12 protein-coding genes are annotated in these 16384 nt (G+C 64.1%); 1 reads left to right on the top strand and 11 read right to left on the bottom strand.

All coding sequences use genetic code 11. The features are described from left to right. The first annotated feature begins 140 nt into the window (after window positions 1-140). Entirely contained in the window at window positions 141-3344 is a 3204-nt protein-coding gene (locus TC41_RS02165) for an MMPL family transporter (RefSeq protein ID WP_014463339.1), read from the top strand. 119 nt (window positions 3345-3463) lie between these two features. Here the strand turns inward: TC41_RS02165 and TC41_RS16390 are convergent, their stop codons facing one another. From TC41_RS16390 to TC41_RS02115, 11 genes are all read right to left on the bottom strand, one after another. Further along, window positions 3464-3610, bottom strand: a complete 147-nt coding sequence (locus TC41_RS16390; RefSeq protein ID WP_014463338.1) for a hypothetical protein — start codon at window positions 3608-3610, stop codon at window positions 3464-3466. Window positions 3611-3802: 192 nt separating this feature from the next. Next, on the bottom strand, window positions 3803-4708 hold the full coding sequence (gene hpaI / locus TC41_RS02160; protein WP_014463337.1) for a 2,4-dihydroxyhept-2-ene-1,7-dioic acid aldolase: 906 nt from the start codon (window positions 4706-4708) through the stop codon (window positions 3803-3805). Between the two features lie 30 nt (window positions 4709-4738). Continuing rightward, on the bottom strand, window positions 4739-5737 hold the full coding sequence (hpaD, locus tag TC41_RS02155) for a 3,4-dihydroxyphenylacetate 2,3-dioxygenase (RefSeq protein WP_014463336.1): 999 nt from the start codon (window positions 5735-5737) through the stop codon (window positions 4739-4741). Continuing rightward, the gene (gene hpaB, locus TC41_RS02150; protein WP_014463335.1) at window positions 5734-7185 is read right to left on the bottom strand and encodes a 4-hydroxyphenylacetate 3-monooxygenase, oxygenase component; all 1452 of its coding nucleotides are present in this window, start codon (window positions 7183-7185) and stop codon (window positions 5734-5736) included. The genes hpaD and hpaB overlap by 4 nt, the downstream gene beginning before the upstream one ends. A gap of 24 nt (window positions 7186-7209) precedes the next feature. Further along, window positions 7210-8754: a 5-carboxymethyl-2-hydroxymuconate semialdehyde dehydrogenase gene (hpaE, locus tag TC41_RS02145; RefSeq protein ID WP_014463334.1), complete on the bottom strand. Its 1545-nt coding sequence runs from the start codon at window positions 8752-8754 to the stop codon at window positions 7210-7212. After that, window positions 8751-9503 (bottom strand): fumarylacetoacetate hydrolase family protein, encoded by a 753-nt coding sequence (locus TC41_RS02140; RefSeq protein WP_014463333.1) that lies wholly within the window; start codon window positions 9501-9503, stop codon window positions 8751-8753. The genes hpaE and TC41_RS02140 overlap by 4 nt, the downstream gene beginning before the upstream one ends. Continuing rightward, complete coding sequence (locus TC41_RS02135; protein WP_014463332.1) at window positions 9463-10191, bottom strand: GntR family transcriptional regulator; 729 nt, start codon at window positions 10189-10191, stop codon at window positions 9463-9465. The genes TC41_RS02140 and TC41_RS02135 overlap by 41 nt, the downstream gene beginning before the upstream one ends. Window positions 10192-10253: 62 nt before the next feature. After that, window positions 10254-11684, bottom strand: a complete 1431-nt coding sequence (locus tag TC41_RS02130) for an MFS transporter (protein WP_014463331.1) — start codon at window positions 11682-11684, stop codon at window positions 10254-10256. A gap of 72 nt (window positions 11685-11756) precedes the next feature. Further along, on the bottom strand, window positions 11757-12257 hold the full coding sequence (locus TC41_RS02125; RefSeq protein WP_014463330.1) for a flavin reductase family protein: 501 nt from the start codon (window positions 12255-12257) through the stop codon (window positions 11757-11759). A 249-nt stretch (window positions 12258-12506) separates the two neighbouring features. After that, window positions 12507-14783, bottom strand: a complete 2277-nt coding sequence (locus TC41_RS02120) for a glycoside hydrolase family 3 C-terminal domain-containing protein (RefSeq protein WP_014463329.1) — start codon at window positions 14781-14783, stop codon at window positions 12507-12509. Window positions 14784-14828: 45 nt separating this feature from the next. Further along, window positions 14829-16358, bottom strand: coding sequence for a carboxylesterase/lipase family protein (locus TC41_RS02115; RefSeq protein ID WP_041695641.1), 1530 nt, complete (start codon window positions 16356-16358; stop codon window positions 14829-14831). Window positions 16359-16384 lie beyond the last annotated feature (26 nt).

Here is a 16384-nt window from a genome sequence, read left to right as displayed (position 1 = left end):
CGATCTACAAAACTGCGAACTTTGCACACGAGTCGGCAAAGCGTGAGGAAAATCGTCTGGAAAACCTGACAGTTCCCTGGTAGAATTCTTTCGGCCACTAAATCAGTTGTCAAGCCCATCTTGCGGAAGGAGGCGAGTCCGTGGCAGAGCGTTACGCCCATTTCGTCGCGCGCTTCAAGTATGCCATCGTCGCCATCTGGGTCCTGGCCGTGGCGGTGGCGCACGTGTTCTTGCCGCAGCTGAACGCGATTGTCGCCCACAAGAACACGGAATTTTTGCCGAACTCGTCGAGCGTCGTGATCGCGAGCAATTGGTTAAAGCGGGTCGATCCGGCGCGCCAGGCGGGGTCTAGCGCCGTCGTCGCGATTTACAACCCGCACGGATTGACGGCAGCGGACAAGGCGTGGTTCACGCAGAAACTGAAGCAGGTGGCCGACCACAAGGCCGCCTACGGGGTGAAGACCGTCACGGCTGCCTACAACCAGTCGAAGTCCGTGCAGAATCAGTTTTTCAGCGCGGATGGTACGGTGGAGATCGCGACCGTCGGCTTTCCGGGAAACGACGTATCCAAAGCCACCGACGCATCGCTCAACCAGCTTCACCAAGTGTTTCAGAAGCCGCCGAAGGACGCACAGGTGCTGTTTACGGGCGACACGCCTATCGAGAACGACAACATCAACATCTCGATGGACGGTGCTTCAAAGACGGCCGGCGTGACCATCGCCCTCGTGCTGGTCATTCTGCTCGTCGTCTTTCGATCCATCGTGGCCCCGTTTCTCACCCTGCTCTGCATCGGGCTTTCCTATCTCCTGACGACGAATCTGGTGGCCGTGTTGGCCAACGTCGGCCTGCCGGTCTCGACCTTCACGGACACGTTTCTCATCGCCATCATCTTCGGCGCGGGAACCGACTACAGCATCATCGTGCTGAATCGGTTCCGCGAGGAGGCGAGCCGAGGCCTCGCCCCAGTGGACGCCCTCGCGCGGGCCATGTCGGGCGTGGCCAAGACGGTCGTGTACAGCGCGCTCACGGTGTTTCTCTCCTTCGCGACCCTGTACTTCGCCCGCTTCGGGCTGTTCCGATCCGGCGTCGGCGTCGCCGTGGGCGTGGCCGTGACCCTGGCGGCGTGCCTCACCCTCCCGGCGCTCATCATGGCGCTCGGGCGCTACGTGTTCTGGCCGCGGCGTGACATCGACGGCGCTAGCCACAAGCCCTCGCGCATCTGGGATCTGACCGGCAGAACGGCACTCCGGCATCCCTGGTGGACGCTTGCCGGCGTGCTCGTGGTGCTGACACCCATTGCGCTTTCCTTCACGGACCAGCGCACGTTCGATCCGACCTCCGACATCCCGACGGCGCCTTCGGTCGTGGGCTTTCACGTGGTGTCGAAGGCGTTCGGCCCCGGCAAGGTCCTGCCGATGGACGTCGTGATCGATACGCCGGACAATTTGCGCACGCCGGAAGGGCTGGCGACCATCGAACAGGTGTCCGAGGCCCTCGCGAAGCTACCGTTTGTGCAACAGGTACAGAGCGCCACTCGGCCGACGGGCAAGGTCATCAGCGAGTTTGAGTTGGCAAAGCAGAACCAGCTCGCGGCAAACGGCCTGGCCAAGGTGCAGAGCGGCCTGAATCAGGTGGCGAGCCGCGTCGGCCCGGAGGGCGCGCACCAGGCGGCCGACGCCGCCATGCAGTTATCAAGCGGGGCGGCGGCGCTCGCGCAAGCCGGCGGAAAACTCAGCCAAGGCGCAGCGCAGGCGCAAGAGGGCGCTTCGAAGCTTGCTGGCGGCGCACAGGCGCTGTCGAGCGGCGCAGCGCGGCTGGCGCAGGCAAACGCGCAGCTGTCCAGCGGCGCTGCGCAGGTAGCGGCCGGATCACAACAGGTGGCACAAGGCGCCGATAAGCTCGCCACGTCGGCGCGCAGCATCGCCTCGGGCCAGACGGCGCTGGCAAATGGGGCGGCCCGCGAAGCGCAGGCTGCGCAGGAACTCGCGAACGCTATTGCGGCATGGACGAAAGCCCACCCTACGGAAGCATCTGACCCCAATTGGCAGCAGATTGTCGCGCTGGCGCAGGGAAACGCTGCGGGCGCGCAGCAAACTGCGAAGGCGGCCGAGAGGCTCGCGAACGGCATGGATCAGTGGGCAAATGGCGCCACGTCAATGGCGGAGGGAGCGGACAAAGTCGCTGCGGGCGCGAGTCAACTCGCCACCGGAAGCCGCAGCGCGGCATCTGGCGCCAAGGGGTTGAGCGATGAGGCTTCGCAGGTGGGCCAAGGCGCCTCGTCGTTGGTCCAGGGGCTGAATCAGCTGAGCGGCGGCGCTCGCCAACTTCAGGCGGGGCTTGGCAGATGGGCGAGCGGAGCTTCGCAATTTGGCGCGGGGCTCGCGAACGCGGGCGCCGGAGAAAATCAGCTGCACAACGCCCTCGTCAAGCTCTCGAACGGCGTGGGCACGGTCAAGTCCGCGCTCGACGAGACTGCCAAGGCGCAGACCTCGGGCGATCCCGGCTTCTACGTGCCTGCGTCCGCCATCTCGTCCAACAACAGCCTGCGGCAGGCCTTGGACAGCTACATCTCGCCGGACGGACACGTGGCGGACATTCGCGTGACTCTGAAATCGGACCCGTATTCCATGACGGCAATTGATGAAATGCCCAGGCTCGAGACCGTGGCCCAAGCGGCCTTTACGGCGGCGCCCATCCACACTGGGCAGATCGGATTCACGGGAACGACACCGACGCAGTATGCGCTGAACCAACTGTCCAATCAGGACTTCGTCCGCATGATGGCGCTCATCCTAGGTTCCATCTTCATCCTGCTCGTGGTGATGCTGCGCTCCCTCATCGCGCCTTTGTACGTCATCGCGTCGCTCACCGGCACGTACTTCGTGACGATGGCGTGCCTGCAGTTTGTCGCCGTAGATGTGATGCACAAAGCGGGCATCAGCTGGACAGTGCCGTTCTTCGCGCTTCTCTTGCTGGTGGCGCTCGGCGTCGACTACTCGATTTTCTTGATGTCGCGCTTCGACGAGGAACTAAGGCGCCATCCGGAGTTGAACCTGCGCAGCGCGATGCTTTACGCGATGCGGCAGATGGGCAACGTCGTCTTCTCGGCCGCCGCCATCATGGCGGGCACGTTTGGCTCCATGTCCGTGTCCGGAGTGACGACCCTCGTGGAAATTGGGCTGTCCGTGATCATCGGGCTTGCGCTGTACGCGCTCATCGTGCTGGCGCTCTTCGTCCCGGCCTGCACCGCCATCGTGGGGCGGGCACACTTCTGGCCGTTTCAGAGAATCCCGCACGAGGAGCGCGAACTCACGTTGCCGGAGGAATTAGCGGTGGAGTGAAACGGCGGAACACTGGGGGCGGGTGCGAGATGTGCCCCGCCCCCGTCTCTTGTCCGTCAAGAGGCCCCTGAAAAAGAAAAGAGCCCGCAACCAGGCTCACCATTCACCTGACGCGGAACTCACCACTCGGACTGCGAGTCGCGGACCCAACGATCTACGCACTCATCGCACAGCCGATCCCACTCGCGCTCCTCGTTGGGCCCATCCGCCTCCCGGATGTCCGCACCACACAACACGCACGTCATCTCCTGTGCCGTCTTCTGCATTCTCACCACTCCTATCCATGCGATCTGCGTCTGTCGTTGAGACGGATCATACCACGGGAGCGGCGAAGTTTCAACCGAATGTTCTGATATTTTTGCTTGTTCCGCGATCTCCCTCTCTTGGCATCGGAGGCGCGGCCCGGCGATCACGGCCGAGACGCGCCTCTGCTGTCCATATCGGTGCGCCGCGGGATGTCACACCAGACCGTACGACACCAACACCTGCCGCAGCCGCGCCTGCAGCTCCTCTCCGGGCAGCGCGAGCGGCGGCCGGACCACGGGGCGGATCCTGCCCATCATGGCGAGGCACGCCTTGACCGGCCCGGGATTCGTCTCCCAGAAGAGGGCTTCGTTCAACTCGGCGAGATCGAAATGGAGGTCCAGTGCTTCGCGCCATCGCCCCTCTTCCACCAGATCGTACAACCGAGCGACCTCCCGCGGCATGAGATTCGCCGTGGCACTGATATGGCCCGCGCCCCCCAGCGCGAGCATGGGATAACAGAGGAGCTCGATTCCGGAATACACGAGGAAGTCCCGGCCGCACGCCTGAAACACGCGCGTCACCTGCTCGAAGTCCTTGTTGGACTCCTTGACGCCCACGATGTTTCGGCAGTCGCGCTTCAGGCGTGCCATCGTCGCGGGCTCCAGGTTCACACCCGTCCGCCCAGGGATGTTGTACAGAATGATGGGGATGTCCACACTGTCTGCAACCGCGCGAAAGTGCCGGTACAAGCCCTCCTGCGAGGGGCGATTGTAATACGGCACGATGACGAGCGCAGCGTCTGCCCCCAACTTTTCCGCCGTCTTCGTCAGGCGCAGCGTCTCCGCGTGATTCGTCGATCCCGTCCCCAGCACCACGGGCACGCGCCCGCGCACAGCGTCGACAGTGACCTCGAACAGGTACTCGCGCTCCTCGATGGTGAGGGAGCTCGGTTCGCCCGTCGTGCCCGCGCACGAGATCCCATGCGATCCACTGTCGATCTGCCACTCGATGAGATCGCGATACGCCTTTTCGTCAAACGATCCGTCCTCGCAAAACGGCGTCACCATCGGCACGATGGATCCGCGCAGGCGATCGCGCACGTCGCTTCGGACCTTCATGGCACTCCTCCTCTCGGTGATGGCGCAGCCTCACTTGATATACCCCGCCGCGCGCGCGTCGGTCGCGCCGCACACCTCGACGGGCTCTTTGCACTCCCAGTCCATGACGACCGATCCATCCCGCCACCAGCTCTCCGGCGTCTGGTGGCCCCATAGCGTCTGCCGCCTGGGATCCGTGGCGCTCCAGCGGATGGGCTTGTGATCGGGATCCACGGTCAGGTAGTCGGATGTGTAGAGCTCGATCCGATGTCCGTCGGGATCGCGCAGGTACAGGAAGAACGCGTTGGAGATGCCGTGCCTGCCCGGCCCTCGCTCGATGTGCTGGTGCATCTCCGCGCCTCCCAGGATGTCGCAGGCGCGGATAATGCTCCCCATGTCGTCCATCCAGAATCCGAGGTGGTGCAGGCGAGGACCCCGCCCCTCCATCAAGGCGAGATCGTGCACATTGCCCTTTCGGTGAAGCCAGACCGCCTTCGTCGATCTCGGCTCCTCGTCCGTCTCGACGTACTCCGTGAGGCGGAACCCGAAGCCGTCGCGCCACATCGACTCACAGCTCGCCAGGTCGGGGACAAAGCAGTTGAAGTGATCGAGTCTCCGCACGCCGGCTCCGCGGTGCAGGTGATACTTCTGGAGGAGGCACTCCGCAGGCGCCATCTCCGCGTAAAACTCGAGCGGAAACCCAAACGGATCCTGCACGCGCAGCGCTCGGCCCTGCCCTGGTTCTTGGCCTGCCTCCGCAAAATGGAACCGGCAGCCGCGGGCCTCGAAGTACGCGGCGATGGCATCCAGGTCTTCGTCCTCTTCCACCCGAAACGCGAGATGGCCGAGCATCGGCACGTCCGACTGCGTCAACACGAGGCTGTGGTGATGGCGCTCCTCCACGCCGCGGAGAAACAGCTGACCCTCCCTCTCCTCGGTGACCACAAATCCGAGGACGTCCTCGTAGAACCGGCGGGAGGCGGCGAGATCGCGCACCAAAAGCTCCGCGTGGCCAGCGCGGACGACGGAATACGGAAGCGTCGTTCTCACTGCGCATCACCGTCCAGGAACGCCTTCACGCGCGACACATATTCGGTTTTGTCGTAGGAATCGTAGAGCGCGCCGTACATCCGGACGGGATCGCCAAAGAAGAAACGTTCGTACAAGACCTGGCGGGAGCCGAAGCTCGAGAGCGACGCGTCCCAGGCGAGCCGGAACAGCTTGAGCCGGTGGAACGCATCGATGTTCCTTCCCTGCAGGAATCGCTCGAGATCGCGGCGGATGTCGGCGTTCCAGTCGGCCTCGGTCGGGATGGCCATCAGTCCGCTCGCGCCGAGCTGCTGAATGATCTCGACGAGGCGAGGGTAGGTCTTCGGAAAGAGGTTCCGGGCCGCGTTGAGCGGGGCCCAGGCCGGCGTCATGACGCCGTACTCGTCCAGCTCGGCGTCGGCCTCAGACGCTCGTAAAAACGCTTTCATCGTCTCGAGCGCGAGGATGATCTCCGCGACCTTCTCCTTGACGTGCTGGAACTGCGCAATGCCAATCGCATCCACCAAGGACTCCGCGAGCCCGAGGAGGAACTCGCACTTGGCGATGTTCTTGTGCATCACCTGGTACGTCATGTGCACGACGGCATGCGTCGCCTGGTGCAGCTGGTTGCAGCGCTCCGCGTCCTCGAGGAGGAAGATGCGGTCCCAGGGAACCAGGACGTCGTCGAACACGACAATGGCGTCCATCTCCTCAAAGCGAGAGCCGAGCGGGTGATCGAAGTGCGATCGCCCGTAATCGAAGCTCTCGCGGCAGATGTACCGCAAACCTGGCGTCGAACTCGGGATGGCAAACGCGAACGAATACGGCGCGTCCTCTTCCGTATTGCGTAGCACGGTCGAGGGAAAGACCAGTATCTCATCCGCGATGGGCCCCTGCGTGGCGAGAAGCCTAGCGCCGCGGATGACGACACCACGGCTGTTCTTCTCCACGACGCGGGCGGCGATATAGGGATCCTGAAGTTTGCCGACGCTCACCGACCGGTTGACCTGCGGCGCGATGAGCGTGTGCGTGAGCGTGAGGTCGCGATCGCGCGCGTATTCGTAGTAGGCCTGGATGTTCTCGGCGTACGACGGATGGTTGCCCGCAAAGTAAGCGCTTGCTTGCGACATAGCCGTGATCGCGACGTTCAGATAGTCGGACGTTCGCCCCATCATCCCAAACGTGGCGCGCGCCCAGCGCTGCATCATGCGGCCCCTGCGGACGAGATCGTCGCGGGTCCTCGGGACGAGCCAGGACAGGCCGTAGCGGCGGTCGCCTTCCTCATACGTCATCTCGTCTCGCAGGGCGGGATCGCACTGCATGTCGTACAACTTCGCCATGCTCTCGATCACGTTGCGAAAGGCGGGGTGCTCCGAGATCTTGCCTTCGACCCGCTGCCCGTGGATCCACACCTCTCGCGGCTCCGCATTCAACCGCTCCACGTATTCCGCTCCGCTCTTCGCTCCCATGCCATCATCACCTCACCCTGTGGTTTACCGCCTTCCCGCGCCAGCATCCGATACCCCGAAGCGCGGAATGGGATGCTGCCCGAGCGCGACATGCACGGTCTTCCACTCCGTGTAAAATTCGAAGCTGTAATGGCCGCCCTCGCGCCCCACGCCGCTTTGCTTCATGCCGCCGAAGGGCGTGCGCAGGTCCCGGACGTTGTGGGAGTTGATCCACGCCATCCCCGATTCGATCCGACGGGCCACGCGGTGCGCGCGCTCGAGGTCCCGTGTCCAAATGTATGCGGCGAGTCCATATTGCACGCCGTTGGCGATTCGGATGGCCTCCTCCTCCGTCGAAAACGGGATCGATACGAGAACCGGGCCAAAGATCTCTTCCTGAGCAATGCGCATGTCGTTCCGCACGCAGACGAAGAGCGTCGGCCGGACAAAGTTCCCCCTCTCGAGCTCTGGAGGCACATCTCCGCCCACCGCCATGACGGCGCCTTCCCGCTGGCCGATCTCGAGGTACGACTCCACCCTGCGCTTGTGTTCGGCGTGAATCAGCGGTCCGACCTCCGTGGACGGATCCAGCGGATGGCCGAGGCGAATCTGGCGAACTCGTTCGGCGAGCCGCGCCTCAAATTCCTCGCGAATAGAGGCCTCGACGAGCAGGCGGGATCCCGCGGTGCACCGTTCTCCGTTCAGAGAGTACACCCCAAACACCACGGCGTCCAAGGCGCGATCGAGATCGGCGTCGGCAAACACGAGGACGGGCGACTTGCCCCCCAGCTCCATCGAGAAGCGCTTCAGCGCGTCGGAGCCGTTTTTCATGATGGTGCGGCCCGTCGTCGTCTCGCCCGTAAACGAGATGAGGGGAACCTTCGGGTGCCTGACCAGGGCGTCGCCCGCCACCTCCCCGAACCCATGGACGACGTTCAGCACGCCTGGCGGGAGATCGACCTCCTGCACGATCTCGGCGAGCTTCGTGGCCGTGAGAGGCGACCACTCGGCGGGCTTGAGGACGGCCGTGTTCCCGGCTGCGAGGCAGGGCGCGATCTTCCAAGTCGCAAGCATCAGCGGGGTGTTCCAGGGCGTGATGAGCCCCGCGACGCCCACCGGGACGCGGATGGCGTAGTTGAGAAAGTCCTCGCCCACGGGAAACGTCTCCCCGGTCATGCGCGTGGCCATCTCGGCGAAGAACCGGAAGTTTTCCGCCGCGCGGGCGGCCTGCCCCCGGGCCTGGGAGATGGGTAGGCCCGTATCCGCTACTTCCAGACGCGCAAGCTCCTCCCCGTGCCGCTCGATGGCGTCGGCGATGCGAAGCAGGTACCGCGCCCGCTCCTTGGCGGTCATCCTGCCCCAGGGTCCGTCGTGAAAAGCCCGATACGCGGCCTCGACCGCTCGATCGACGTCCTTGGCCGTTCCCTCGGCGACCTGGGTCAACACCTCGTTCGTCGTCGGATTCAGCGTGTCGAACCAGCCGCCCTCCGCGCTCTCCACGAACTGACCATCGATGAAGTGAAGCGCTGGCCGGGCGATGGCTTCGAACGCCAGGTCCGCCCCGGATTCCCGGCTATCCACCTTGTTCATGCCGACGTCCCCTCCCCCACCACTGGATTTTTTAGACGGCCAATGCCTTCGATTTCAATCTCGATCACGTCACCCGGCTTCACCGGCGAAATCCCGGGCGGCGTCCCGGTCAAGATCACGTCTCCCGGATACAGGGTCGCGAACGAGCTGATGAAGGCGATGATCTCCTCAATCCGAAAGATGAAATCACTCGTGTTCCCCTGTTGCCGCAATTCTCCGTTCACATAGGTCCGAATCGCGAGATGATGCGGATTGGGCACGTCCGCCGCATCGACCCACGACGGGCCCAGTGGGCCAAAGGTGTCGAAGCCCTTGGCGCGAATCGGTGGGCGGTACATGTTGCCGACGAAGTCCCGCACCGTCACGTCATTGGCGATGGTGTAGCCGAGGACGTGATCGAGGGCGCGATCCGGCGCAATCCGCCGCCCCGGCCGCCCGATGATGACCGCGAGCTCCGCCTCGTAGTGCATGTACTCGACGCCCGTGGGGTAGACGATGGGCGCCAGGTGGCCGATGAGCGATCCGTTCGGTTTGATGAAGAGCACCGGTTCCCTCGGCTTCTCCAAGTTCAGTTCCGCGGCGTGATCGGCGTAGTTGAGGGCGAGCCCATAGACGGTCCTGGGCGCAAGCGGCGGGAGCCAGGTCACTCGCTCGGCGGGGACAGCTCGGCCCTCTTCGTCGATGAGCGCGTTTCCATCCCATCTGCCTTCATGAATCCGTCCCCGGTCGATGAATCTCGCGTGGCGCACGATACCACTCCTTCCCCTCCGCCACCATACGGGTGTGTTCCTCGTTCCAGCGCCGGAACGCCTCCAGCGTGGCGAGCCGGTGCTGGCGGGCAAATCGCTCGACCGCCTCTTCGCCGATGTCCATCACCATGAGTTGAATCAGTTTGTCGTGCTCCGCGATGGAGTCGCTGGCGCGGTGCGGGATAAGGTTGAAGACAGACACCCGCATTGCGTCCATGCGCTCGCGCACCGCGTGAATCTGATCGACGAGATAACGATTCTGGCATCGGCGCAGGATGATCTCGTGAAACTGCTGGTTCAAGCGGCTGTAGAGCGTGAGATCGAAGTCCGAACGGGCCTGGCGCATCGCCTCGTTGGTCTCACGAAGCGCCTCAAAGTCGTCCTCCGTGAGGTTGCGGTAGGCTTGGGCCGTGGCATACCCCTCGAGCACCGCAAGCACCGACAGAATGTCTTCATACATCTTCGCGTCGATGCGGGTGACCTTGGCGCCGCTAAACCGCTCTACTTCGACGAGCCCCTCGGCTTCCAGCCGCCGAATGGCCTCACGGATGGGAATCGCGCTCACCCCCAGTTCTTTCGCGATCCGGTCGATCACGATCCGATACCCAGGCCCGTACGTTCCGTCGAGAATCCGCTGCCTCAACGTGTAATAGGCAACCTGTTGCTTGCTCGGCATGTGTTTGGTCATGACGTTATCGTATACGATTTCCTATGTCTCCGAAAGCGTAAGTTGCAGGATAACCCATGTGGTCAAGGCGAGATCTCCTCGAGGACCTTGCCCCGCGACGAAATGCCTCCGAGCGCGATGAACGCCGCGACGAGCAGGAAGCCCGACATGGTGACGAATCCGGCGGTGACGCCCAGAGCCGGAATGTACGGTGCAATGGCCCAGAGCCCGACGCCCGCGCCAATGTGACCCGCGCCATCCACGAGCGCGAAGCCGCTCGTGCGCGCTCGCGCCGGGAAGTTTTCCGCGGTCCACGCGTAGAAGACAGGCACCCAGACGTTTTGGCCAAAGAAGAGCACAATCGCGCCGAAGTAAGAGATCCACAGATGGTGGCCAGCCAGCCCCACGACGAGGCCGCCGAGGATCGTGAGCACGGCAGACACCAGGAGGTACACCTTGCGCTCCATCGATTCGCCGGCAAAATAGGCGACCACGCCAGCGATCAGCATGCCGACGACACCCACGGCCACGATGAGCCCTGCTTCACTGGGCCGATACCCCGCGCCCACGAGCAGCGTGGTCATGCCCGCAGAAAAGCCGTACACCGTGACGTAGCTGAACAGCCAGACGAAAAACAGGAGAAACACGCGCTTGCGATACAACGGGCTTCGCAAGAGATCACCGTAGGGGGTTGGCGCCTCGGTTGCCGGGGAGCTCGACAGCGGCGAGATGTCGCCGGCTGGCCCGGACGCGCCCACGCGCGCCTCCATCTCGGCCACAATGGCGTCCGCTTCGTCGATCCGTCCCTTCGCCACCAGCCACCGCGGAGACTCGGGAAGCTCGAGCCGCAGGAGCAAGGCGATGAGCGCGAGGACGGCGCCGATGTAATACATGAGCCGCCACCCCCACGTGAACGAGGGCGTGGCGAGCGCAAAGGGCAATCCCTGAGGGAACGGTGCGCTCGGCGTCGTGAGCAAAAGGCCGAGCCAGATGCCCACGAGCGCGCCGATACCGGAGAAGATGAACAGCCCCGAGGTGTATCGGGCGCGCGCCCGGCGCGGTGCCACTTCGCTCATGTAGGTGTTCACGACGGCGAGATCGGCTGCCACACCGACGCCCGTAATGCCCCTGGCGAGGACGAACCACCAATCCTTCATCGCGAGCGCGGTGAGAAGCGATCCGACGCCCGTGATGAACATCGTCGTCATCAGCATCCGCCGCCGCCCGACGCGATCGGCGAGCGGGCTGAGGATGAGCGTGCCAACGACGTAGCCTAACAGATTAGCGAAAATGGGCAATCCGATGTACTGACTCGCATTGGCCGGCGTCGCGCCAGGGATGATGGCCGTTGCCGTTTGCACGAAGGACACGTTCACGTCGAAGATGTCATAGAAGGTGAAGAGATACCCCAAGCCGATGACCAGAAAGAGTCGCCGGGGGAGAGGCCACGCCGTGAGCCGCTCCATGCGCGACAAGACACCCGCCGCGCTCAAGACAGGCACTTCCGTGCCCATGATGGGTTCCTCCCTTCACAGACGTGCGGAGCGCGATGACAGCGAGCTATCGAATTTGATTTCCTATACGATTCATCCCAAACAGGTGCGCGCCGAGGCGTCATCAACCAGAGACGTGTATCTTCCCCGCCAGAACACGAGCGGGACTCCAGCCTCATCCCGTTGATAGATGTCATTCACGCGGCCGAGCACGATGACGTGATCTCCGGCGGGATACTGGGCGTACACCTCGCACGAGAGCGCTGCCAGGCAGTCGTCGAGCCGCACCGAACTGCCGAAAGGGATAAAGGTGCCGTTCCACCCGCCGGCCGATCCGGCGAAGTGACGCGACACGGGTTCCTGATCATGCGCGAGCACGTTGATTGTAAACGCTTTCGATAAAGGCAGGAGTTGCGCCATTTTGCTCCGCACATCAAAGCACACCAGCACGAGCGGCGGCTCGAGTGACACTGAAGTGAACGAGTTCGCGGTCATGCCGTGAACGTGCCCATCGACGACCGTGGTCACCACCGTGACCCCCGTTGTGAACAGCCCACACGTGCGCCGAAACGCCTGCGCATCCACCTCGGTCATCTGACGTCCCTCCCTTCGCGCGCCCAACAAGGCCGTCATCCTCCTGCAAACCTTGGGTGGTTTACGAGGGTTGTGTCTAAATCATATATGATTTCATACACCATGTCAATCCTCAAGAGAGGGGGAGGCGGGCCCTACCCACGCCTCCCCCTCGATGGTTCTCCATTCACCGTGCGCCGCACGATTGCTGCCCTCGGGAGCCGATGGACACGGGACTTGCCACTCAAGTCCAAATCGCGAGGCCTGCGATCACGCCTTCTCCTCCTCCGCTTGTTGCGCCCGGTGCTGCGCCGCCCGCAGCGCCTCGAGCACACCATCGATCTCGTCCCGCGGCACCCCAAACAGCGTCGTGACACGACCGATGGGCGTGAAGCGCATGAACGCTTCGAACATGGGATTGGCGTCTATCTCGCTGCCAAGCGGCGAAGCGGCGAGCTTCTCGTTCAACAGTTCGCGCAGCACCGGCCCTGTGGCCGGATCGTCTAGAAGGTTGCCGAGCGTCGCATTGGCATGCACCGGCACCGGCCTGCGCGGGGCGGTGGATGTCACTTCCACGGAAGCCGTGAGGCGCAAATCGCGCGAGGACGATCCGACGTGGATCTCGTACCAGCCGCTCTCCACGGTGAAGTCGCGGGCCTCCACGTCGTAGTGGGTAAACGCGCGCTTGCCCAGTTGAAACTCGACCGTACGCGTCTCGCCGGGAGCCAGCGCCACCTTGGCGAATGCGCGGAGCTCACGCCGCGGCCGTATCACTCGCGAGGCCCTCGGTTCGACGTAGACCTGGATCACTTCCTTGCCCGCGCGCTGGCCGGTGTTGCGGATATCGACCTCCACGGTGAGAAGCTCATCGTCGCGCAGGCTCGCCTTGGACAGGCGAATGGCCTCGTACTCGAACGTCGTGTAGGAGAGCCCGTGCCCAAACGGATACAGCACGTCCATCTCCTTCGTGTCGTAATACCGATACCCGACGAATATGCCCTCGCGATATTCGACGCGATCGCTCTCGCCAGGAAAGAAAGGATGCGACGGATTGTGTTCGAGGCGAAGCGGGAACGTCTCGGCCAGCTTGCCGGACGGGTTCACGGCGCCGGACAGTACGTCCGCGATGGCGCCGCCGAAGGCCTGCCCCGCGAGATAAGCCTCGATCACGGCCGGCACGCGGTGGATCCACGGCATCTCGATAGGCGCGCCGTTCGACAGCACGACGACAGTCTGAGGCTGAGCCGAGGCCACCGCTTCGATGAGCGCCACGTGCGCGTCTGGCATGCGCATGTGGGCGCGATCGTACCCTTCCGACTCCCAGCTTTCCGGCAACCCTGCAAAGATGACGGCGACATCCGCCTGCGCCGCGGCGCGCGAGGCCTCCTCGATGAGATCCGGGCGAGGCGCGTCGTCGTCGAGCGCGTACCCCGGCGCGTATAGGACAAGCTGATCCCCAAACGCGCGGCGCAGTTCCGCGAGCGGCTCGTCGAGGCGCGCGGGGTTGACGTGCGAGCTTCCCCCTCCCTGGTAGCGCGGCGAGACGGCGAACGCGCCAATCACGGCCACCCGCCGCCCTGGCGCGATGGGCAATACGGCCCCGTCGTTCTTCAGGAGCACCATCGACTCGGCTGCGGCCTGGCGGGCTAGGCGGTGATGCGCGTCGAAATCAGCGGGTTGACCCTGCGGATGGTAGGCCTGGTCGACGAGCGCGAGCAGGCGCTCCACGGCCGCATCAAGCACAGCTTCGTCCAGCAGTCCGTCTCGCACAGCCTGCACGATCTCGGCGTCCTGCGCGTACGGCCCGCCGGGCATTTCGAGGTCCAGCCCTGCGGCAAGCCCTTGCACGCGATCATTCACGGCGCCCCAGTCCGACACCACAACGCCATCAAATCCCCATTCACGGCGCAGCACCTGGCTCAAAAGCCACTGGTGTTCCGAGCAGTAGGTGCCGTTTAAGCGGTTGTACGCGCACATGACCGTCCACGGGCGGCCGCCCTTGACGGCGCCTTCGAAGCTCGCGAGGTAGATCTCACGAAGAGTGCGTTCGTCCACCTCGGCGCTCGTCGTCATGCGCCGATACTCCTGGTTGTTGGCTGCAAAGTGCTTGAGCGACGAACCGACGCCGCGCGATTGGACGCCGCGGATATGCGCCGCGGCCATTTCGCCCGAGAGAAGCGGATCCTCGGAGAAATATTCGAAGTTGCGCCCGCACAAGGGCGATCGCTTGATGTTGGCGCCTGGCCCGAGCAAGACGTGAACGCCGAGCGCGCGGCACTCGTCGCCGAGCGCCTGGCCAATTCGCTCCACGAGGGCGGGATCCCAGGAACTCGCGAGCGCGGCAGCCGTCGGAAAGCACGTGGCTGGCTCCGAATCGGTGAACGATCCGCCCGGCCGCTGCAGGCGAACGCCGTGCGGCCCATCCGTCATGCAGATGGACGGAATGCCGAGGCGCTCAATGGGCTTCGTTTGCCAGAAGTTGAGCCCGGAGCAGAGGGATGCTTTTTCTTCGAGGGTGAGGTGTGGGACGAGATCGCGGTAAGCCACACGTTCCTCTCCTTTCTGAAATTACCTTCGTGCCTTCCGCTGGCGTCAAAGCGCACGGGCGCGCATCAGGAGCTCGCGTTCAAATGCGTAGGCGTGCTCATCATACCGCACGAGCCCCTGAAAGCGCATGGCGCCGGCCGGGCTCTCCTCTGCCGACGGATGGGGCAGTGCGGCGTCGCGGACGAAGGTGCACATGACCTCGTGCATCGCGTCGGCCAAAGGCCGAGACAGCCCCGTGCCAAGCTCGCGATCCACCTGGGGCGCGTCGAGCAGATGAAAGAAATACGGGAGATCGTGGCAGTGAAAGGAGCCTCTCGCGCGGGACGACATGGCCGCAAAGTCGTACACCCACGTCCGGGCCCCCGCTCCAGCGCGCTTCCGCCGTTCCACCAGGTACGCGAGCCCCGTTCGGAAAATGTAGCTTGTCATCATCTGCCCCCACGCGCGATCGCGGCCGATTCGCTCCACGTCGTTCTCGTACTGCTCGACGGCGGAGGCCGGCAAACCGAATTGGCCCAGTTCTCGCACGATCTCGTCGAACGAGGGAGCATCGCTCCCAGGGAAGGAGAATTCGTTGCGCGTGCTGCCGATGAGCACGGGAATCCGTGCGGTGCGCCGCAGCGTCTCCGGGTGATCGATCGGGTTCGGGATCACGCGGCCATCCACCACCGGTCGGAACGCCAGGGCGCCGTCCCCGAAGCGGCGGGCCCGAAGCTTCTCCATCATCGCCGCGACCGATGCCACGGGCGCATCGCCGGGGACCACATTGTAGCTCCGCTCGACGTCCAGGATGTCGTCTTGCGGGATGTTCGCCCACGCGGACGCCTTCGGTTCGATTCCAAAGTGGCGAGCGATGCGCCGTCCCACCTCCTGCGCCGCATCGAGATCCAACTGGCCGATGGCGGCGGACATGGGCATGGCGGCGCGAAACAGCCCGTCCGCGAGCGGCGAACACAGGAGCGTAAGCACGGATCCGCCCCCCGCCGACTGACCCGCGATGGTGACGCGGTCGGGATCGCCGCCGAAGTTCCGGATGTTCTCGTGCACCCAGCGTAGGGCGGCGATCTGGTCCAGAATCCCGCGATTCAAGGGCGCGCCCTCCATCCAGCCGAATCCCTGGAACCCGAGGCGGTATGCGAGCGTCACCACGACGATGCCGCGCTCGTTGAACGACCTGCCGTTGTACCACGGTGAGGCGGGGGATCCGGCGAAGTATCCCCCTCCGTGGATCCACACGAGCACCGGCAGCTTGGCCTCGCAATCGCCAGGGGCCGGCGTGAACACATTCAAGTTCAGGATGTCGTCGCCTGGAATGGACGGCTCGGGGATGGTCGTGACCTCGGCGAACGGCCGGCGCTGGGGCGTCGGGCCGTAGCGCGTGACGTCCCGCACGCCGGTCCACGGTTCGGGAGGCTTGGGTTCCTGAAACCGAAGCGACCCGAGCGGAGCCGCGGCAAATGGAATCCCGAGGTACGCGGCCGAACTGCCCGTCTGCCATGTGCCCCGCACCCAGCCGGATTTCGTCTGCACGGCCGGTGCTTCGAGCACCTCGTGTTCGGATGTGGTTTCCGTCATGCTCACGCTGCATCCTCCTCCATCCA

The organism is Alicyclobacillus acidocaldarius subsp. acidocaldarius Tc-4-1 (assembly GCF_000219875.1).
Classification (GTDB): domain Bacteria; phylum Bacillota; class Bacilli; order Alicyclobacillales; family Alicyclobacillaceae; genus Alicyclobacillus; species Alicyclobacillus acidocaldarius_A.
Note: the sequence above shows the minus strand (reverse complement) of the source record. Positions and strands in the feature narration are given on the sequence as shown.

Excerpts from the sequence above, each read along its gene's own strand:
- hpaB (WP_014463335.1), bottom strand. The coding sequence starts at position 7,185 with ATGGGAGCGAAGAGCGGAGCGGAATACGTGGAGCGGTTGAATGCGGAG.
- TC41_RS02115 (WP_041695641.1), bottom strand. The coding sequence starts at position 16,358 with ATGACGGAAACCACATCCGAACACGAGGTGCTCGAAGCACCGGCCGTG.
- TC41_RS16390 (WP_014463338.1), bottom strand. The coding sequence starts at position 3,610 with ATGCAGAAGACGGCACAGGAGATGACGTGCGTGTTGTGTGGTGCGGAC.
- hpaI (WP_014463337.1), bottom strand. The coding sequence starts at position 4,708 with ATGAAGGTCCGAAGCGACGTGCGCGATCGCCTGCGCGGATCCATCGTG.
- hpaE (WP_014463334.1), bottom strand. The coding sequence starts at position 8,754 with ATGAACAAGGTGGATAGCCGGGAATCCGGGGCGGACCTGGCGTTCGAA.
- TC41_RS02130 (WP_014463331.1), bottom strand. The coding sequence starts at position 11,684 with ATGGGCACGGAAGTGCCTGTCTTGAGCGCGGCGGGTGTCTTGTCGCGC.
- TC41_RS02125 (WP_014463330.1), bottom strand. The coding sequence starts at position 12,257 with ATGACCGAGGTGGATGCGCAGGCGTTTCGGCGCACGTGTGGGCTGTTC.
- TC41_RS02135 (WP_014463332.1), bottom strand. The coding sequence starts at position 10,191 with ATGACCAAACACATGCCGAGCAAGCAACAGGTTGCCTATTACACGTTG.